This window comes from Halotalea alkalilenta (assembly GCF_001648175.1).
GTDB classification, from domain to species: domain Bacteria; phylum Pseudomonadota; class Gammaproteobacteria; order Pseudomonadales; family Halomonadaceae; genus Halotalea; species Halotalea alkalilenta_A.
In genome coordinates this window covers 760657-779090 of the sequence record NZ_CP015243.1, presented here as the reverse complement: position 1 = coordinate 779090, position 18434 = coordinate 760657, and the positions used below count along the sequence as shown (strand labels likewise).

General features: G+C 66.8%; 16 protein-coding genes, 1 other RNA gene and 1 pseudogene. 12 read left to right on the top strand and 6 right to left on the bottom strand.

Annotated features, from left to right (window positions below):
• Nucleotides 1-66: 66 nt before the first annotated feature.
• The 6 genes and pseudogenes from A5892_RS03470 (at nucleotide 67) to A5892_RS03450 (ending at nucleotide 6361) form a co-directional block, all read left to right on the top strand.
• Nucleotides 67-771 (top strand): class II aldolase/adducin family protein, encoded by a 705-nt coding sequence (locus A5892_RS03470; RefSeq protein WP_064121613.1) that lies wholly within the window; start codon nucleotides 67-69, stop codon nucleotides 769-771.
• A 78-nt stretch (nucleotides 772-849) separates the two neighbouring features.
• Nucleotides 850-1968 (top strand): ABC transporter ATP-binding protein, encoded by a 1119-nt coding sequence (locus A5892_RS03465; RefSeq protein WP_082890244.1) that lies wholly within the window; start codon nucleotides 850-852, stop codon nucleotides 1966-1968.
• Nucleotides 1969-2063: 95 nt separating this feature from the next.
• Nucleotides 2064-3137, top strand: coding sequence for an ABC transporter substrate-binding protein (locus A5892_RS03460; protein WP_064121612.1), 1074 nt, complete (start codon nucleotides 2064-2066; stop codon nucleotides 3135-3137).
• A gap of 63 nt (nucleotides 3138-3200) precedes the next feature.
• Nucleotides 3201-3827, top strand: a pseudogene (locus A5892_RS20895) (LLM class flavin-dependent oxidoreductase); the annotation flags it as partial.
• Nucleotides 3713-4537, top strand: coding sequence for an LLM class flavin-dependent oxidoreductase (locus A5892_RS20890; protein WP_263281439.1), 825 nt, complete (start codon nucleotides 3713-3715; stop codon nucleotides 4535-4537). The pseudogene A5892_RS20895 and the gene A5892_RS20890, both read left to right, overlap by 115 nt.
• A gap of 60 nt (nucleotides 4538-4597) precedes the next feature.
• Entirely contained in the window at nucleotides 4598-6361 is a 1764-nt protein-coding gene (locus tag A5892_RS03450; RefSeq protein WP_190295650.1) for an ABC transporter permease subunit, read from the top strand.
• A gap of 560 nt (nucleotides 6362-6921) precedes the next feature.
• Here the strand turns inward: A5892_RS03450 and A5892_RS03445 are convergent.
• From A5892_RS03445 to A5892_RS03435, 3 genes are all read right to left on the bottom strand, one after another.
• Complete coding sequence (locus A5892_RS03445; RefSeq protein WP_064121611.1) at nucleotides 6922-7644, bottom strand: 16S rRNA (uracil(1498)-N(3))-methyltransferase; 723 nt, start codon at nucleotides 7642-7644, stop codon at nucleotides 6922-6924.
• A 6-nt stretch (nucleotides 7645-7650) separates the two neighbouring features.
• Nucleotides 7651-8109: a protein-export chaperone SecB gene (gene secB, locus A5892_RS03440; protein ID WP_064121610.1), complete on the bottom strand. Its 459-nt coding sequence runs from the start codon at nucleotides 8107-8109 to the stop codon at nucleotides 7651-7653.
• A gap of 80 nt (nucleotides 8110-8189) precedes the next feature.
• On the bottom strand, nucleotides 8190-8612 hold the full coding sequence (locus tag A5892_RS03435) for a rhodanese-like domain-containing protein (RefSeq protein ID WP_027350140.1): 423 nt from the start codon (nucleotides 8610-8612) through the stop codon (nucleotides 8190-8192).
• 386 nt (nucleotides 8613-8998) lie between these two features.
• Here A5892_RS03435 and A5892_RS03430 point away from each other — a divergent pair, with 386 nt between their 5' ends.
• Together A5892_RS03430 and A5892_RS03425 are read left to right on the top strand one after the other, a co-directional pair.
• Nucleotides 8999-10573: a murein hydrolase activator EnvC family protein gene (locus A5892_RS03430; RefSeq protein ID WP_190295649.1), complete on the top strand. Its 1575-nt coding sequence runs from the start codon at nucleotides 8999-9001 to the stop codon at nucleotides 10571-10573.
• Nucleotides 10574-10649: 76 nt separating this feature from the next.
• A complete protein-coding gene (locus A5892_RS03425; protein ID WP_082890242.1) occupies nucleotides 10650-12029 on the top strand; it encodes a S41 family peptidase in 1380 nt (459 codons plus the stop codon).
• A 102-nt stretch (nucleotides 12030-12131) separates the two neighbouring features.
• On the opposite strand, the gene A5892_RS03420 is transcribed toward A5892_RS03425, so the two are convergent.
• The 3 genes from A5892_RS03420 to A5892_RS03410 are packed head-to-tail and all read right to left on the bottom strand — an operon-like array spanning nucleotide 12132 to nucleotide 15280.
• Entirely contained in the window at nucleotides 12132-13385 is a 1254-nt protein-coding gene (locus A5892_RS03420; protein ID WP_064121608.1) for a UbiH/UbiF/VisC/COQ6 family ubiquinone biosynthesis hydroxylase, read from the bottom strand.
• A gap of 42 nt (nucleotides 13386-13427) precedes the next feature.
• Entirely contained in the window at nucleotides 13428-14639 is a 1212-nt protein-coding gene (gene ubiH, locus A5892_RS03415; protein WP_064121607.1) for a 2-octaprenyl-6-methoxyphenyl hydroxylase, read from the bottom strand.
• Between the two features lie 26 nt (nucleotides 14640-14665).
• Nucleotides 14666-15280: a UPF0149 family protein gene (locus A5892_RS03410; RefSeq protein WP_064121606.1), complete on the bottom strand. Its 615-nt coding sequence runs from the start codon at nucleotides 15278-15280 to the stop codon at nucleotides 14666-14668.
• A gap of 330 nt (nucleotides 15281-15610) precedes the next feature.
• On the opposite strand from A5892_RS03410, the gene A5892_RS03405 reads away from it, so the two are divergent.
• The 4 genes from A5892_RS03405 to pyrC all read left to right on the top strand — a co-directional run bounded on the left by A5892_RS03405 (nucleotide 15611) and on the right by pyrC (nucleotide 18426).
• Nucleotides 15611-15916 carry a cell division protein ZapA gene (locus A5892_RS03405; protein WP_064121605.1) on the top strand — a complete coding sequence of 102 codons (306 nt, stop codon included), beginning with the start codon at nucleotides 15611-15613 and terminating at the stop codon, nucleotides 15914-15916.
• A 41-nt stretch (nucleotides 15917-15957) separates the two neighbouring features.
• Nucleotides 15958-16140, top strand: a non-coding RNA gene (gene ssrS / locus A5892_RS03400) — 6S RNA.
• A 5-nt stretch (nucleotides 16141-16145) separates the two neighbouring features.
• On the top strand, nucleotides 16146-16922 hold the full coding sequence (locus A5892_RS03395) for a 5-formyltetrahydrofolate cyclo-ligase (protein ID WP_082890241.1): 777 nt from the start codon (nucleotides 16146-16148) through the stop codon (nucleotides 16920-16922).
• Between the two features lie 448 nt (nucleotides 16923-17370).
• Nucleotides 17371-18426 (top strand): dihydroorotase, encoded by a 1056-nt coding sequence (gene pyrC, locus A5892_RS03390; protein WP_064121604.1) that lies wholly within the window; start codon nucleotides 17371-17373, stop codon nucleotides 18424-18426.
• The last annotated feature ends 8 nt before the right edge of the window (nucleotides 18427-18434 follow it).

Sequence of the window (18434 nt, the reverse complement as noted above, 5' to 3'; positions counted from 1 at the left end):
AGCTCCTGCCATGTGGGGCAGAGCCTTCATCGCAAACGATAATGCCAAAAAACGAAGAGCGTCCGGATGATCCAGTTCAATGAAGCCCAGCTGCGCGATGATCTCGCGGCCTCGTTTCGCATCATCGCCCACCTCGGCATGCACGAGGCAGTGGCCAATCACTTCAGCGCCTCGCTGAACGAAGCGGGTACGCGCTTTTTGATCAACCCCAAGTGGCGCCACTTCTCGCGCATCGGCGCCAATGACCTGCTCGCCATCGATATCGACGACCCCGAGAGCCGCGCCCAGCTCGACCCCACCGCTTGGGCGCTGCACAGCCAGCTGCACCGCCTGCACCCCCATGCGCGGGTGATCATGCACCTGCACCCGATCCATACCACCGCGGTCGCCTGCCTGGCTGAACCCGCGGTGCCGCCGATCGACCAGAACACCGCGCGCTACTTCGACCGCATCGCGGTGGACAAGATGTACGGCGGCATGGCCGACAGCGAGGCGGAAGGCGAGCGCATCGCCCGCCTGCTCGGAGACAAGACCCGCCTGCTGATGGGCAATCACGGGGTGCTGATCGTCGCCGACACCGTCGGCGAGGCCTTCGATGACATCTACACGCTGGAGCGCGCCTGCCAGATCCTGGTCAACGCCCGCGCCCTCGGCGCACCGCTCAAGGTGCTCGACGACGAAGTGGCCGAAGCCACCGCCAGGGACTGGGAAGGCATCCGCGACTTCTCGATCGCGCATTTCGAGGAAATGAAGCTAGTGGTCTCCGGCTGATCCGATCCGCGGCACCGTACGACAAAGACAACGATAACGGACAGCGCAACTCCTAGTGCATCGAGGTCCCATTTCTCCATGAACGATCACGGCAGCGCCTGCGTGCGTGACAGTCAGGCTTTTCCCTCTCGCGCCACCGGCGACGCAGGGCAGTCGAGCAAACTGCGCGCCGAAAGGTTATCCAAGCGCTATGGCGACTTCACCGCCTTGGACGAGCTCGACCTGGAGGTACGCAACGGCGAGCTGCTGACCCTGCTGGGCGCTTCCGGCTCGGGCAAGACCACCCTGCTGCAGGTGATCAGCGGCTTGGTGGCACCGAGCACGGGACGCCTTTTGATCGACGGCACGGATATCACCCACACGCCGCCCCATCGCCGCGACATCGGCGTGGTGTTCCAGAACTACGCCCTTTTCCCTCATCTGAGCGTGGCGGAGAACGTCGCTTTCCCGCTACAGATGCGCAAGCTGCCGGCCGCCCAGCTGCAAAAGCGCATGCGCGACGCCCTCGAGATGGTCGGCCTAGACGCGCTGGAGAAACGCTTTCCCCACGAGCTCTCCGGCGGCCAGCAGCAGCGAGTGGCGCTGGCCCGATGCTTCGTCTACCGCCCATCGCTGATCCTGATGGACGAGCCGCTCTCGGCGCTGGATCGCAAGCTGCGCGAGTCGATGCAGATCGAGATCAAGCGGCTTCATCGAGAGAGCGGCGCGACCATCGTCTTCGTCACCCACGACCAGGAAGAGGCACTCGCGCTGTCCGACCGCATCGCCCTGATGAGCGAGGCGCGGATCGTACAGATCGGCACGCCACAAGCGATCTACGAGACCCCCAGCTGCAGCCGAGTGGCCGAGTTCATCGGACTGTCGAACCTGCTGAAAGGCGAGATCGTGGAGGGCCATCGACTGCGGACCTCGGAAGGCACCTTCACCATGCCGGCCCAGGCCAGCGCGCGGGCAGGCAGCACCGGCGCGTTGATGATCCGCCCGGAGCACATGCAGTTGCTCCCGCATGGCCAGGGGCTGGCGCAGGCCCAGGTGGTCGAGACCGTGTACACCGGCGCCGATACCCGGGTGCTGCTGAAGACCACCAGCGGCATGACGCTGACGGCGAGGCAGGCCGCCGGCAACAGGCCCCTGCGGGTAGGCGAGCCCGCCTCGCTCGCCTGGCGACCGGACGACAGCCACTTCCTCGCCGACTGATGCGACCGGTTCGTCTTCGCACAGGACCAGGGCGTGCCAGCACGGCTTGGCCAAGCACCACGTTGAACCACCACCCGTACCTGGAGAGAACAACCATGTCTGCGATCAAGGGGATAAGTCGGCGTTCGGTACTCAAGGGCGCCAGCGCCGCCGCGGCGGGCCTTGCCATGCCGATGGTCTGGACCGGCAATCGCGCCTTCGGCGCCGAGCGCATCACGGTCTCGGACGTCGGAGGAGCGGTGGGCGATGCGATCAAACAGGCTTTCTATCTCCCATTCGAGCAGGAGACCGGCATCCAGGTGGTCGGCGTCGCCCACGACCCGGATCCGGTGACCCAGTTCAAGCTCTTGGTCGACGCCAAGAGCTACATCTGGGACGTCGCCATGGTCACCCAGGATCACGTGGTTCGCCTGACCACCCCCGACAACTACCTCGAGCCGCTGAACGTTCCCGCGGAAGAAGCCGCCGACCTGCTGCCGGGCATGCTGACCGACGACTGGATGGGCTTCTCAGTGTTCGGCATCGTCATGGCCTATCGAACCGACACCATGAGCGAGCACCCGCCGACCGGCTGGCGCGACTACTGGGACAGTGCAGCGTTCCCGGGTCGCCGCGGGCTGTACAAGAGTCCCTGGGGGGTACTCGAGATGGCTTTGATCGCCGATGGGGTCTCACCCAAAGCGCTCTACCCGCTCGATGTCGACCGGGCCTTCGCCAAGCTCGACGAGATTCGCCCGGATGTCGCCGTCTGGTGGGGGAGCGGTGCGCAAAATACCCAGACCCTGCAGAACGGCGAGGTCGACCTGTCCGACACCTGGACCAGCCGCGCATCGACTGCGATCGCCTCCGGCGCACCGGTGAAGATCGTCTGGGACGGCCTCTACTCGGTGGATGGCTGGTCGATACCCGCGGGCACGCCGCGCGCCGATCTTGCCCGAGAGTTCGTGCGCTTTTGCATGCGCCCCGAGCAGCAGGCCATCTACGCCTCGCTGTCCAAGAATGGGCCGAGCAATACCAGGGCGTTCGAGCATATCTCGCCGGAACACGCGGCGGTAATGCCTACGGCGAAGGAGAACTTCCAACGCCTGGGCGAGCTCGACTCCGCCTGGTGGGGGGAGAACTACGACGCCATGGCCGAGCGATTCCAGGAGTGGCTGCTGCTGGGCTGAGGCCCGCGCCATGCGGCGTGAAAACGCCACACACCGGTTCGATTCACTGCTAGGGAGACGAGCATGACCGTCCAGAAACACATGGCGCTGGCAGCCCTGGTCCAGGGCACCGGCGCCCACCCCGCTTCATGGCTGCAAACCGATACCCAGGACGACGCCTCGACCGATATCGAGCACTTCCGTCGCCTGGCGCAGCTCGCCGAGCGCGGCCGCTTCGACATCTTCTTCATCGCCGATACGCCGGCGGCGCGCACGGAGAACCTCTATGCGTGGAGCCGCTTCCCGATGTTCATGAACGTACTCGAGCCGATCACCCTGCTCGCGGCGCTCGCTGGAGCGACCAAGCACATCGGCCTGGGCGCGACCGCGTCGACCAGTTTCTTCGAGCCCTACAACCTGGCTCGTCAATTCGCCTCTCTCGACCATATCTCCCACGGGCGCGCCGCCTGGAACGTGGTCACCAGCGCCAACGACTATGCCGCGCGCAACTTCGGTCTCGACAAGCTTCCGCCGCACGATCAGCGCTACGACAAGGCCAAGGAGTTCGTCGAGGTGGTAGAGGCGCTGTGGGACAGCTGGGAGGACGACGCCTTCGTCAACGATCGCGAGCAGGGCCTCAACTTCCTGCCCGAGAAGCAGCATCCTCTCGATCACGACGGCGTCTACTTCACACTGCACGGCGCGCTGAACATCGCCCGCCCCCTCAAGGCAAGCCGGTCATCATCCAGGCGGGAGCGTCGGAGACCGGCAAGGAGTTCGCCGCACGCACGGCCGAGGTGGTGTTCGCCTCCGACCCGACCGTGGAGGCCGGCAAGCGCTTCTACGACGATCTCAAAGGACGGATGGGCAAGTACGGGCGAAGCCCTGGGGAGATGAAAATTCTCACCGGCCTCTCCGTGGTCATCGGCGACACCGAGGCGGAGGCGGAGGACAAATACCAGACCCTGCAGGGCATGATCCATCCGGACGTCGGCCGGATGCGGCTGGCCACCGATCTTGAGACCGACCTGTCCGACCTGCCGCTCGATGAGCCGATCCCCGAGCATCGCATTCCGAAGACTTCCAACCATCATCGCGCCTACTTCGACCACATCGTGCGCATGATCCGTGAGGAGAAGCTGACCCTGAGGGAGATGTGCATGCGCTACGAGCGCGGCAACGTCACCTTCCGCGGCACCCCCGTCCAAGTGGCTGATCATATGCAGGCATGGCTCGACGCCGGCGCGGCGGACGGCTTCATGATGATCTTCCACACCATGCCCGGCGGCATGCGCGACTTCATCGACCAGGTGGTGCCGATTCTCCAGCAACGAGGGCTGATGCGCACCGAATACGAAGGCAGCACGCTGCGCGAGAATCTCGGTCTGAAACGGCCCGAGAATCGCTACGTCGCGGGCTGACAGGACTCGCTGACGGCCCGCCGGCGGCGGGCCGCTCGCGCTTGGGAGGAGGATGACACCATGGCGGACATAGCCGTCGATTCAAGCACGCGTGCGGCACGCAAACGCGGCCGCTTTCGTCCCAGCGCGCTCTGGCTGACCCTGCCGGGCGCACTGTTTTTGATCGCGTTCCTGCTCATACCTTCTTTCCAGCTTCTCTCGCTGAGTTTCGAAGACCGCGCCACCGGCGCCTTCACCCTCGATGCGTTCATCCGCATACTCAATGGCGGTGTCTACACCCGGGTACTGTTCAACACCTTCCTGATCGCCCTGCAGACCACCGCGGGCTGCCTGCTGTTCGGCTATCCGCTGGCCTATTGGCTGGCGCGCCAATCGCAGCGCCACCAGCGGCTGACCATGCTGTTCGTGCTGCTGCCATTCTGGACCAGCGCCTTGGTCAAGAACTTCGCCTGGCTCGTCCTGCTCGGGCGCAACGGCAGCGTCTCGGCGCTGCTGGCCGCGCTGGGAGTGGAGGGCGCGGACAGCCTGCTGTTCAACCACGCCACCGTGGTGTTCGCGATGGTCCACACCATGCTGCCGCTGGCGGTGGTGATCATGCTGCCGGTGATGAACCGGATCGACGCCAACCTGGGCAATGCGGCAGGCACGCTGGGGGCGAATCACGCGCAGGCGTTCTGGCGGATCTACTTCCCCCTATCGATGCCCGGTGTCGCCGCCGCCGGAGTGCTGGTATTCATCGCCTCGCTCGGCTTCTTCATCACCCCCATGCTGCTCGGGGGAGCGAGGGAGACGATGCTGGGACAATTGATCATCATGCAGATCAACCAGCTGCAGAACTGGCAGCTCGGCAGCGCGATCGCAGTGATGCTGGTCATCACCGCGCTGGCGACCTGCTTCGTCTACGACCGCGTGTTCGGGCTCTCGGCGATATCCCAGGGGGGAGCCTCGATGTCCCACGGACCGCTACGGCGCCTCGGCCACTATCTGGCCGGACGTGCCGGCGATGCCTGCGCGATGCTCGAGCTTTTCGCTGCCCGACTCTTCGGCCAGGGGCGCCTCCATTGGCTGCTGCCCACCTACGCTTGGCTACTCATCGCCCTGCTGCTGCTGCCGATCGTCGCGTTGGTACCGATGGCGTTCACCGATTCGACGTTCCTATCGTTCCCCCCGCAGCAATACAGCACGCGCTGGTTCAGCGAGTACCTGCACTCACCACTATGGGTCTCCGCGACCCTGCGCTCCTTCGCCATCGGGCTCTCGACCGCGCTGCTCACCGTGCTGATCGCAACGCTCGCAGCGCTTGGCCTGGCGCGAACCCAGAACCGCTTGTCCGGGCTGGTGTTTTTGCTGTTCATGGCGCCGATGATCGTGCCGCCGATCGTCATCGCCATCGCGCTGTTCTATCTGTTCGCCAAGTTCTCGCTGGTCGCCACCGACCTCGGCATCGTCATCGGCCATACCGTGATAGCCCTGCCAATCACCTTCGTCATCCTCCTCGCCACCTTCAAAGGGCATGACTGGCGCTTGGAACAGGCAGCCGCCACGCTGGGCGCGAACCCGTGGCGCACCTTGCTGCGCGTGACGCTGCCGCTGGTCAAGGGAGGACTGCTCGCGGGCCTGGTGACCGCCTTCCTGCAGTCGTTCGAAGAGCTCACCGTAGCGATGTTCATCGGCGGCGGAATGAAGACCACCCTGCCCAAGCAGATGTGGGACGACGTCCTGCTGCAGGTCAGCCCGGTCCTGGCCGCAGCCTCGGTGGTGGTACTGCTGATCGTCACCACGCTGTTCTTCGTGCTCGAGCGGGCTCGCCCCGCCCAGCGGTAGGGCTCGAAACGGGAGCGCCATACCTCCCTCCCCCGTTCGTCCCGAGCGGCGCCCTACGCGCCAAGATAGAGCACCCGCTCGGCAATCAGGGGCGCCGGTCGAGGGATCGTGCGGCGGCGGTGAGGCCGTGGTTCGACACGGCTCGTCCCTCGCCGGCTATCCGAGCATCCTGAGCGAGCGAAGCGAGCCGAAGGACACGAACGGCCCATAAGCCCGTTCGTCCCGAGCGGCGCCCTACGCGCCAAGGCAAAGCACCCGCTCGGCAATCAGGGGCGCCAGTCGAGGGATCATGCGGCGGCGGTGAGGCCGTGGTTCGACACGGCTCGTCCCTCGCCGGCTCACCACGAGCGGATGTGGGGGATGCTGGGCCTTTGCGCCCACTTTCTATCCGTTCGTCCCGAGCGGCGCCGATACGCGCCAAGGCAGAGCACCCGCTCGGCAATCAGGGGCGCCAGTCGAGGAATCGAGGGACATGCACGATGGAGGCAAGGGACCGCCCTCGGCACCAAAGCCGCTGGCTGGAAAACCATGACAGGGTTTCGCATTCCCGCCAGCGAGACTCAGAGATCGCCGTAGAGGTGCTGGAGCAGGGTCAGGGCGACGATGGGGGCGGTCTCGGTGCGCAGGATTCGCGGGCCGAGCGCGAGGGCGTCGAAGCCGTGGCTGCGCGCGGTGTCGACCTCGGTGATGCTGAAACCACCCTCGGGACCGATCAGCAGCGCGGCGTCGCTCGGTGCGGGGCCACTCAACGCGCGCGACGTCTCGCCAGGATGGAGGATCAAGCGCAGCTCCTCGCGGCGCTCGGCGAGCCAATCGCCGAGCGCGCGCGGCGGATGGACCTCGGGAACCCAGGCGCGCCCGCACTGCTCGCAGGCGCTGACCGCGACCGCCTGCCAGTGGGCGAGCTTCTTCGCCTCGCGCTCGCCCTTGAGCCGGACGTCGCCGTGCTCGCTGTAAAGCGGCGTGATAGCGGCGACGCCGAGCTCGACCGACTTCTGGATCGCGAACTCCATCCGCTCGCCCTTCGACACTACCTGCCCGAGATGCACCGCCAGCGGCGACTCAGGGCGTGCCTGGCGCAAATCGAGCACGCTGACCTCGACCGCTTTACGATCAGCGCGCTCGATTTGCGCTTCGACCTCGTGCCCACGTCCATCGAAGAGGCTGAGCCGCTGCCCTACGCGTGCGCGCATCACCAGTCCAACGTGGCGAGCCTGCGCCTCGGGTAGCGACAAGCGCTCGCCGAGGCGTTCGGTCAGATCGAGATCGAGGTGGATGCGCATCGAGGATCAGGCGTCGGCTTTCTGCTTCTGTTGCTTCTGCGCGTAGAGGGCATCGAAGTTGACCGGTGCCAGCATCAGGGTCGGGAAGCTGCCACGGTTGACCAGGTTGTCGATGCACTCGCGGGCATAGGGGAACAAGATGTTCGGGCAGAAGGCGTTGAGGGTGTGGTCGAGCTGCGTCTCGGGAAGGCCCGAGATGGTGAAGAGGCCAGCCTGCTGCACTTCAGCGAGGAAGGCGGTGGCTTGCTCTTCGCCGTTGAACACCTGCGCGGTGACGTGCACCACCACCTCGTAGACGTTGTCGGCGACCTTGGTGAAGCCGTTGTCCACGTCGAGCTTGACCTTCGGCTTGAACGGCTGCTGGAAAAGGCTCGGTGAATTCGGCGCTTCGAACGAAATGTCCTTGATGTAGATGCGCTGCAGCGCGAACTGCACGTCGTTGCTCTGGGCGTTCTGCTGGGTCATGGAAGACTCCCGGGGTCGATGATGGCTATGTAAAGAGGTCAGGGGCCTGCGAGCGCAGCCGCCAGGGCTGCGGCTGCGCATCACTTGGTCACGGTCGGCAGGTCGTCGGCCTGCCATTGGCTGATTCCGCCGCGCAGCCGGGTCACGCGGGTGAAACCCGCTTTATCCAGCTTGGCCGCGGCGGCGGCGGAGCTCTGGCCGGTCTTGCAGACCAGGATCACCGGTTTGTCCTTGAACTTGTCGAGCTCACTGAGCCGAGACTCCAGCCGGGCATCGGGAATGTTGCGAGCCCCGGAAATATGCCCAGCCTTGAACTCCTTCGGCTCGCGCAGGTCGATGACAATGGCGTCTTCGCGATTGATCAGGCGGGTCGCTTCACTGGAGCTCACCACATTGGCACTGCTGCGGCGGACTTCGTAAAGGATCCATACCAGCAGGACGGCGAGGAAACCGCCGACCAGCAAGGGGTGGCGCGAGGCGAATTCGAAAAGCTGTTCGATCATGGGGATGGCGGACTCTCAAACGTCTCGGTGCGTTCGGGAAGGCGACCCTGCCAGCTGTCCGGGTCGCCATCGCGCGGGCGAATGACGGAGCACGCCTCCCTCCACCCAACGCACTTCCAAAGCGAAAGCGCGACGGCACGGAGGAAACGTGCCCGAAGCGCGGGCCAGTATACACTAGGGCGGGGTATCGTTTAGCCACCGACTGCGTTGCCGGCCAGGGCTCCCAAGCCCCGGGCCAGCTGGCACCCGCATCGCAGGCCAGGCGTGACGCGTTCGGCTGACGCCGTCTGGCCCGCTACGGTATGATTCCCCGGCGCACGCCGCCTCCGGCGCCCCGTTTTCCGGGCCGCGCCACGGAGTATTGCCCATGTCCGACGGCGGACCCTATGACGATTGTTGAAGGCAGCGGTATCCCGAATTCGCGGCTCCCCAGGCAAGGCCCAGGCAGCACGCCAGTGAAGCTGGCATCGCTTGCAACGCTTTCGCTGCTGGCCACTCTGGCTACGCCACTGCAGGCCGCCGATGTCGATGTCTCGCCACAGCGGCTGCGTGAGATCAACGCCGACATCGCCTCGATGCAGGCACGCCTGCGCAGCACCGAAAGCCAGCGCGATGAGGCTCGCAGCGCGCTACGCCAGGCCGAGCAGGCGCTCGCGCAAACCCATGCCCAGCTCGCCACGCTCGGCGAGCAGCGCCAGAGCGCAAGCGACACCCTGGCCCAGCTCGACCAGCGCCTCGGCGAGCTGCGCGAAGAAAGCGCAGCGCAGAAGGCCGCACTCGCGGCCCAGCTCAATGCACTCTATCGCCTTGGCGCCCAGCCAGAGCTCAAGCTGCTGCTCGAACAGCGCGACCCGACCCAGCTGGAGCGCTACCAGCGCTACCTCAACGCCATCGAAGGCGCCCGGCGAGAACGCCTCGAGACCCTGGCCCGGCTCGATCGGGAGATCAACGCCAACCGAGCGGAGGCGAGCCGCCAGCACCAAACCCTGGAGCGCTTGATCGAGGAGCAACGCAGCCGGGAACAGCGCCTCGCCGGCCAGCAGAGCGAGCGTGAAAGCGCCCTCGCCCGGCTCGATGCCAGCTATGCCAACGACCAGGCGAGGCTCACCGATCTCGGCGAGCAGCGCCGTGACGCCGAGGAGACCCTGGCGCGGATCGAGCGCGAAGTGGCCGCGGCCCGCGCCGCCGCTGAGCGGGCGGCCGCTGAGCGCGCGCGCCAGGCCGAACAGGCCCGCCAGGCTGAACTGGCGCGTCAGGCGGCCGAACGCGAACGCCAGGCCGAGCAGGCACGGATCGCGCAGCAGCGCGATGAACGCGCCCGCGCCACCGAGGAACTTGCCCGGCGCACGCAGCAGCAGTCGCAGCCTCAGCCTCAGCCTCAGCCTCAGCCTCAGCAGCCTCAGGATCGACCGGCACCGCGGTACCAACAGCCTGCCTCGCCACCGAGCGGCTCGCAGCTGACCGAGGAAGAGATGAACGCCGAGGCTCCCGGCACGCTGGCGAGCCGGGAACCAGCGCAGAGCGCGCCACCTCCACCGCCGCCCGCGCCAAGTGCGCAGAGCGAGCCACGCCAGCGTGCCGGGAGCGCCTGGAGTGGGCGCTGGCCGATCGAAGGCCGGCTGGTTTCGAACTACGGTGAGGGCGAGGGGCTGAGCCGCAACGGTGTGGTGATCCAGGCCGCTGAGGGCACGCCGATTCACGCCATCCGTGCAGGCCAGGTGGTGTTCGCCGATTGGCTCAACGGCTTCGGGTACCTGGTGATCGTCGATCATGGCGGTACCCTCACCGTTTACGCGCACAACCAGCGCAACTCGGTCGAAGTCGGCGACCGGGTCGAGCGCGGCACCGTACTCGGTACCGTCGGCGACACCGGCGGACGCTCGAGCCCAGCGCTTTACTTCGAAGTGCGACGCGGCGGCAAGCCGGTCAATCCGACCGGCTGGCTCTCCGCCTCCCGCTAGATCGAATCGTCACTGATCCAACGCGCGCCTTCGGGCCGTGAACGGCCCTATTGCCAAGGTATGCCAAGGAGATTTCATGCCCGCTTCCACCTTGCTCAAGCGCTCTCTCGCAGGCACCGCGCTGGCGCTGATGTTCACCGGCGCCCAGGCACAGCAGCCGACCCCGACGCCGCAAGCCCCTGCGGCCGAACAGCCCGAAGAGGCGCCGGTAAGAGGTGAAATGCCGCTTGCGGACATCCGCGCCTTCGCCGAGGCGTTCGAGCGGATCAAGCGCGGCTATGTCGACGAGGTCGATGACCAGACGCTGCTGCACGGGGCGATCCGCGGCATGCTCGCCGAGCTCGACCCGCATTCGAGCTACCTCGACGCCGACCAGCTCAGCGACCTGCGCGAAGCCACCGAGGGAGAATTCGGCGGTATCGGCATCGAGGTCGGCCTCGAACAGGGTCGGCCCGCGGTGATCTCACCGATCGACGATACTCCCGCCGCCCGGGCAGGGCTTAGGCCCCACGACCTGATCCTGTCGATCGACGGGACCTCCACCGACGGCATGAGCCTCGAAGAGGCGGTTGGCAAGATGCGCGGCGAGATCGGCAGCCCGATCACCTTGCAGATCGGCCGCGAGGGCGAAAGCGAGCCGTTCACCGTCGAACTGGAGCGCGCCAGCATTCGCGCCAATAGCGTGACCTCGCGGCGCCTCGCCGGCGATATCGGTTACGTGCGGATCAGCCAGTTCCAGGTCCGCACCGGCGAGGACCTGCGCAAGGCGATCCAGAGCCTCAATGATGAACGCCCGGTCGAGGGGCTGGTGCTCGATCTGCGCAACAATCCAGGTGGGGTGCTCAATGCCGCGGTCGACGTCGGCAGCGTGTTCATCCCCTCGGGCCTGGTGGTCTACACCGAGGGCCGGATCGAGGGCAGCGAGTCACGCTTCGAGGCCAACGGCGACCCGATGGCGCCGGAGCTGCCGATCGTAGTACTGATCAACAGCGGCACCGCCTCGGCGGCGGAGATCGTCGCCGGCGCCCTGCAGGACCATCACCGCGCGGTGATCATGGGCACCGACAGCTTCGGCAAGGGTTCGGTGCAGACCGTGCTACCGCTCGACAACGGCGGCGCGCTGAAGCTCACCACCGCGCTCTACTACACGCCGGACGGCCGCTCGATCCAGGCCGAGGGCATCGTTCCCGATGTCGAGGTCGCACCCGCACGAATCACCAGCGAAGCGGCCCAGCAGCTGCTGCGCGAGGCGGATCTCGAGCGCCACTTGGAGAATGCGGCACCCCGCCCTGAACAAGCGGCGCCCGAGGGCGACCAGGAAGGCGCGCAGGACGACCCCGCCGCCACCGATTACCAGCTGCACGAGGCGACCAATCTGCTCAAGGCGCTGAAAGTGGTAGAGCGAGGGCGTCAGGCCCGCGAGGCCTCCGCGCCCGCCGCCGCGAACGACGAATAGCCGGGCCGGTCGGCCCCCGGGGATACCATCGCCGGGGGCCATTTGCCGCAATGCGAAGTGCCGGCGCGCTGACGAGCAAAGAAGGGCAATCGCCGGCAGCGCTCAGGCGATGTTGAGGTGACGATCGATGCGGCTCGGCAGGTCGAAGCGCTCGCCCAGCGCCTGGCGAATCAGCAGGCGTTTCAGCGGCCGGCAGCGATCGACCCTGGTCAGCCCCAGGTTGCGGACCAGGCGAATCAGCGGCTGACGGCTACCGAAGCCGACGCGGAAGGCGTCCATCAACCGCAGCATGGTGGCATTGTCGAGCCGCCGCCGGCGCGCATAGCGCGCCAGCACGCGCGTATCGCCCAGCGGTGCGCCCCGCCGGGCCGCGCGAGCCAGCTCTTCGGCCAGCACCGCGACATCCATCAGCCCAAGGTTGGCGCCCTGGCCGGCGAGCGGGTGGAGGCTGTGGGCGGCGTCGCCGACCAGAGCGAAGCTCGGCGCCACGTAGCGCTCGGCGTGGCGCTGGACGAGCGGGAAGTCGAGACGCTGGGTGATCGATTCGATCGCGCCCAAACGCTGCTGGAAGGCACCGCCCAGCGCCACGGCGAACGACTCGTCGTCGAGGGCGAGCAGCTCCTGGGCCCGCGCTTCGTCGGCGGACCAGACGATCGATGACCAGTGCTGATCGTCCGCGCCGAAGGCGAGCGGCAGAAAGGCGAGCGGGCCGCTGGGCAGGAAGCACTGCCGCGCGGTGCGCCGGTGCGGCTCGAGATGACGGACGCTGGCGACGATCGCGCGTTGGCCGGTGGGCCGCTCGGACGAGGCGATCCTGACCAGCGCGCGCAGCGGCGAATGGCTACCGTCGGCGCCAATCACCAAGCTGGCATCAAGGGTTTCTCCATCATCCATCGTAAGCGTGCGCTCACTTACACCGAGAGCGCTGGTTCTCGGCGGGCTGAGCTCGACCACTCTGCGCTCGCTCAGCAGGGTGACCCGGCCACGCTCGCGCAAATGGGCGAGGAGGCTGTCGAGGATCGCGCCGTTCTCGACGATGTGGCCCAAGGTCGCGGCACCGACGTCGCTGGCGTCGAAGCGGATCTCGCCGCTGCCCTCCTGATCCCACACTTCCATCGCAACGTAAGGGCTGACCCGCCGCGCTTCGATCGATGACCAAAGCCCAAGGGAGGCGAACAGCGCCTTCGACGCGCTGGTGATCGCACTGACCCGGGCGTCGATCCGCGCCGGCGCCCAGCGCGACTCGAGCGTGCCCGCATCGATCAGCGCCACCCGCAGGCCCGCATCGTCGAGCAGCGCGGCAAGCGTGGCGCCGATCATGCCGCCACCGGCGATCGCCACATCGTATCGACTCATCCTACCCTCCTGGTCGTTGCAGTGATCGTGCTGAACTCGGGCTCAGCGCTCCAATCCCATCGCTCGCCGGGTCAGCGCACGGCGCAGCGGCGAAGCAAGGTTGAGCCCGATTAGCCCGGCTGCGCGCAGATGGGAAAGCATCGGATTGCCGATGCCGAACAGCTCCACCAGCCGATGGCTGGCTTGGACCATCACATCCCTGTCGCGCCGCCGGCGCGATTCGAAATCCATCATCGTCGCCGTCTCGCCAACCGTCCGGCCGGCCTCCAGCGCCACCTCAAGCGCATCGCGCAGGTCGAGCACCCCGCGCAAGGCAAGGTTGAACCCCTGGCCCGCCACCGGATGCAGCGAATGGGCGGCGTTGCCGAGCACCGCCAGGTGCGGCCGTACCTGCTCGCAGGCCTGGACCAACCGCAGCGGATAATGGCGGCGCGCACCGACACGCTGGAAGCGGCCGAGACGATCGCCGAAGAACGCCTGCACCTCGGCGAGAAAAGCCCGGTCGTCGAGTTCGAGCACCCGTTCGAGCGCCTGTGGAGCGAGCGTCCACACCAGCGCCATGCGCCGACCGCGCAGCGGCAGCAGCGCCATCGGTCCGCGCGGATCGAAGCGTTCGAAGGCCACGCCCATGTGGTCGCGGCCGAGTTCGAGATTGCCGATCAGCGCGTGCTGGCCATAGTCGTGCACTTGGCTTGCGATGCCGAGACGCGCCTTCAGCGGCGATCTGCCGCCATCGGCCAGTACGGTGAGCCCCGCTTCCAGCACCGCGCCGTCGTCGAGGGTCAGCCGATGCCCGCCGGGACACGCCTCGACCATCACCACCTGCGCGGGGCAGCGCCAATCGATCGAAAGCCGCTCCAGGCGACGCATCAGCACCTCGCCCATCCAAGCATTGGGCACCACATAGCCGAGCGCCTCGACCTTCATCTCGGCGTGGTCGAGACGCACCGCACCGAAACGTCCGCGCTCGGCGATATGGATCCGCTCGATCGCCGCCGCCTCCCGGGCGAGCCCGGGCATCGAGGCGGCATCGTGCCAGAGCCCGAGGCGCTCGAAGTGCAGCCGCGAGCCATAGGAGAGCGCGCTCGATCGCTCATCGAAGCTTGGCTGGTAGCGCGCCCCCTCGGCCGAAAGCGGTGTCGCCTCGATCACCGCGACACGCATCCCGTGACGCTCGGTAAGCCCCGCCAGCGCGCAGGCGAGGCTCGCCCCGACCAGGCCACCACCGATGATCGCGACATCGACTCGCTGCATCGCGTCTTCGCTCCTTGCAGATTGGTTCAGTGCAGCCGCGGCGGCACACCGTCGTCGTCGACACCCTCGACCCGTGGGTTGCCTGGGTGGCACTCGAGATAGAGCAGGATTGCCGCGACCCGGGCATGCTCGGCCAGCGCCAGCAGGTCGGCCTCGCTCTCGCCATCATCCTTCACGCCCTCGTCGAGATCGAGCTCGCCGATGCCGCGCAGGTCGTCGAGCGCCTCGCGCAGCGGTGCCGACCAGCGCTCGTCGATGCCATGATCATCGAGCGCCTCGCTGAACCCCTGGCACCACGCCTTGAGCCCCTCGGCACGCTCGGTGAGGGTGAAGAGCTCATCGGGGAGCAGCGGCTCGAAGCTCATCTCTTCGTCCGCCAGCCGTGCCCTGGCACGAACGCGCCAGCCGAGCAGCAGCCCGGCGTCGTCGCGGTCGCGCGGCGACTCGACCCCGAGCACTTCGCAGACCTCGGCCAGCCAGCGCTCGCTGGCCTCGACGCCGTCGTTCTCCCCGAGCGCCAGCCTGGCGCTCATCCGCCCGTCGAGGAAGGCCGGAGAGGCCAGCGAGCCGTAGCTCAAGAACAGATCGGCGATCGTCGCGAAATCGATCGCGGTATCGCCCGCACGCAGGTCGTCGCTCATCGCGTCCTCGTGGCTTGCATGGGACGCCGCCCGAGAACCCGGCGGCGTCGAGAATCCAATGCCGGACAACGCCGCGATACCGCATGGCCCGGCTCGTGACGTTTATCGGCAGACTGTTATAGTGGGCGCCAAGAAGACAGGCCACGGCGCCCGATGTGCATGGTACCCGCCGAGCGGCACGGCGTCTCCTCATGGCGCCACCGCCGCCATTGACGGGTGCATCGCTGGGATCATCGATGCGCACCATGGTCCGTCCCGAGCACAGCGAGCGATTCGGTGGCGCCCATCCGAGCGACGCCGCATAGCGAATGAGGTCCCCAGGAGCAGAGTATGAGCGACTCCCCCCGCAGCACCGTCGAGATCACCCTGCTCGGCCAGTCCTACACCTTTCGCTGCGCCAAGGGCGAGGCCGAGGGGCTGCAGCGCGCGGCGCGCTATCTCGACAAAGCCTTGGCCGGGGTCAAGCAGCGCGCAGGCGGCATGAGCGATGAAAAAGTCGCGCTGATGACCGCATTGAACATCGCCCATGAATTGCTGCAGGCGCTCGAGGCCCGCGGCGAGCTCGAGGAGCAGGCGTCCCGGCTCGGCCGGCGGATCGATACCGCCTTGGCCAAAGTCCGCCTTGCCGAGCGCTGAGCCTGCACTGTCGCCGCGCCTAGCATCTGTTACACTGGGCGCGTTCTCTGGGGTGTTCGCCAGTTGTCGAAGTCCCTCGAGCCTATGTGTAGTACCTGGGGGCATTATGCTAGTGAGGGGCCGTGTGCATGTCCGTGCGTCGGAACGCCTAAAGCCCTTCCTGCAGCCACCCACCTGAACCAGTAGGTTCAGGGCCAGAACAACAGCGGCACTCTGGAGAACTCTCTACATGCTTTCGCGCCACTCCCGGCGTGCCCGGCACCCATTCACCGCCTCTTTTCTCTTTACCCCTCCCCCTTTACCACTCGTCGCGGACCGCGCCCCGGTACCCGCGCCGCTGCCGTTCGACGCCGACCGCCGCCAGCTCAGGCGCCGCCTGCGCGCTCGCCGCCGCAGCCTCGGCGCCCAGGCCCAGCGCATCGCCGCGCGCAGGCTGGCCCGCCGGCTGCTCGCCGAGCCCCGGCTTCGTCATGTTCGTCATCTCGCGCTCTACCTGCCAAGCGACGGGGAGATCGACCCTACCCCGTTGATTGCGCTGCTTGCCCGGCGCGGCGTACGTATCTACCTGCCAGTGCTGCGCCCGTTGGTCGAGAACCGGCTGTGGTTCGTGCGACTCACCCGACGTACCCGCCTGGCGCCCAATCGATTCGGCATTGCCGAACCCCAGACCCGCGCCTCCGCCCATCCCGCCAGGAGGCTGCCCGCCTGGGCACTGGGCGCGGTGCTGCTGCCGCTGGTCGGGTTCGACGCTCGGGGCGAGCGGCTCGGCATGGGAGGGGGATTCTATGATCGCAGCCTCGGCTTCGTGCGCCGTGGTGTGGGTCGGCGTCCAAGACTCTATGGCCTCGCCCACGCTCTTCAGCAGGTCGAGCGACTGCCGGTGGCGCCCTGGGACGTGCCGCTCGATGCGGTAGTGAGCGATGCGGGAAGGGTAGTGCCAAGCCATCGAATGAAGCCAGAAACGGCTAGAAATGACGACCGAAACGCCAAACGGGCCGGTGGCTAAGCCACCGGCCCGTTCGAGGTCGATCTGGTGTCGCTCGCTGCTGGTCAGGAGTTGATCAGCGTCTGCGCGTAGCTCGTCGCTACCATGCCGATGCCGAATACCAGGACCAGGGTCAACACTAAATCGGGCTTGCGTCGTCTCATCTCTGCTCCGCGAATTCGAAACACCTGACCGCTCCATAACGCCGCGGCAGTGGACGCTCGTCCTGCGCCCCCCGCCTTCGAACTGCTAAAGCGTCTGGCATCGGTCGGCTTCCGCGACGCAAGAATATTATGACCATGCGGGACGTGTGGCAACGGGAAAAGTACCTATCGCACGCCTTCCGTGCACCTTCTGACGCTGCACGGGCGATACGTTATGCTGTGCCATCCGATACCGGGCGCGGCAGCCGCCATGTCCGGTGTCGCTAGCGCCTTCCATCCCAACACGTCCGAGCCTTGCGACCGCCATGACAGCCTCCGCCGAACCCTCTCGCTTGACCCTGCGCCGCCCCGACGATTGGCATCTTCACTTTCGTGACGAAGCGATGCTCGAGACGGTGGTACCCAGTACCAGCGCCCACTTCGCGCGCGCCATCGTGATGCCCAATCTGGTCCCACCGGTCACCAGCATCGAGGCGGCCATCGCCTACAAAAAGCGCATCGAGGCGGCGATCCCACCAGGCGATGACTTCACCCCGCTGCTCACCTGCTACCTCACCGATGGCCTCGACCCCGCCGAGCTCGAGCGCGGGCACCGCGAGGGCGTGTTCACCGCCGCCAAGCTCTATCCCGCCCATGCCACCACCAACTCGAGCCACGGCGTCAGCGACGTGAGCAAGATCCTCCCGCTACTCGAGACCATGCAGCGCATCGGCATGCCGATGCTGGTGCATGGCGAAGTCACCGATCCCACGGTCGACATCTTCGATCGCGAGGCGGTGTTCATCGAGCGGGTGCTCGATGGCGTGCGCCGCGATTTTCCCGAACTGAAGATCGTGATGGAGCACATCACCACCAAGGATGCCGCGGACTACCTGCGTGAGGGCAATGACTACCTCGGCGCGACGATCACTCCCCAGCATTTGCGCCACAACCGCAACGACATGCTGGTCGGCGGCATCCGGCCGCACCTCTACTGCCTGCCGATCCTGAAGCGCAACGTTCACCAGCAGGCCCTGCGCCAGCTGGTGGCGAGCGGCTTCGGGCGGGTCTTCCTCGGCACCGATTCGGCCCCGCACCCGCGCCACGCCAAAGAGAGCGCCTGCGGCTGCGCGGGGGTGTTCAACGCATCCGCCGCACTCGGCGTCTATGCAGAGGTATTCGAAGAAGAGAACGCGCTCGAGCATTTCGAGGCGTTCTGCTCGCTCAATGGCCCACGCTTCTACGGCCTACCGATCAACCAGGGCGAGATTACCCTGGTCAGGCGCGAGACGCGCTATCCCGAGCGGGTCGGCCACGGTGAGATCGAACTGTTTCCCTTCCTCGGCGGCGAGAGCACGCGCTGGGGCGTAGAAAACGGCTGAGCGTCGGC

What these genes read in the sequence shown, in the direction of transcription:
- A5892_RS03470 (WP_064121613.1), top strand. Translation starts at nt 67, where the DNA reads ATGATCCAGTTCAATGAAGCCCAGCTGCGCGATGATCTCGCGGCCTCG.
- pyrC (WP_064121604.1), top strand. Translation starts at nt 17,371, where the DNA reads ATGACAGCCTCCGCCGAACCCTCTCGCTTGACCCTGCGCCGCCCCGAC.
- A5892_RS03450 (WP_190295650.1), top strand. Translation starts at nt 4,598, where the DNA reads ATGGCGGACATAGCCGTCGATTCAAGCACGCGTGCGGCACGCAAACGC.
- ubiH (WP_064121607.1), bottom strand. Translation starts at nt 14,639, where the DNA reads ATGCAGCGAGTCGATGTCGCGATCATCGGTGGTGGCCTGGTCGGGGCG.
- A5892_RS03445 (WP_064121611.1), bottom strand. Translation starts at nt 7,644, where the DNA reads ATGCGCATCCACCTCGATCTCGATCTGACCGAACGCCTCGGCGAGCGC.
- A5892_RS03465 (WP_082890244.1), top strand. Translation starts at nt 850, where the DNA reads ATGAACGATCACGGCAGCGCCTGCGTGCGTGACAGTCAGGCTTTTCCC.
- A5892_RS03395 (WP_082890241.1), top strand. Translation starts at nt 16,146, where the DNA reads ATGCTTTCGCGCCACTCCCGGCGTGCCCGGCACCCATTCACCGCCTCT.
- A5892_RS03420 (WP_064121608.1), bottom strand. Translation starts at nt 13,385, where the DNA reads ATGAGTCGATACGATGTGGCGATCGCCGGTGGCGGCATGATCGGCGCC.
- secB (WP_064121610.1), bottom strand. Translation starts at nt 8,109, where the DNA reads ATGACCCAGCAGAACGCCCAGAGCAACGACGTGCAGTTCGCGCTGCAG.
- A5892_RS03410 (WP_064121606.1), bottom strand. Translation starts at nt 15,280, where the DNA reads ATGAGCGACGACCTGCGTGCGGGCGATACCGCGATCGATTTCGCGACG.
- A5892_RS03435 (WP_027350140.1), bottom strand. Translation starts at nt 8,612, where the DNA reads ATGATCGAACAGCTTTTCGAATTCGCCTCGCGCCACCCCTTGCTGGTC.
- A5892_RS03460 (WP_064121612.1), top strand. Translation starts at nt 2,064, where the DNA reads ATGTCTGCGATCAAGGGGATAAGTCGGCGTTCGGTACTCAAGGGCGCC.
- A5892_RS03430 (WP_190295649.1), top strand. Translation starts at nt 8,999, where the DNA reads ATGACGATTGTTGAAGGCAGCGGTATCCCGAATTCGCGGCTCCCCAGG.
- A5892_RS03425 (WP_082890242.1), top strand. Translation starts at nt 10,650, where the DNA reads ATGCCCGCTTCCACCTTGCTCAAGCGCTCTCTCGCAGGCACCGCGCTG.
- A5892_RS03405 (WP_064121605.1), top strand. Translation starts at nt 15,611, where the DNA reads ATGAGCGACTCCCCCCGCAGCACCGTCGAGATCACCCTGCTCGGCCAG.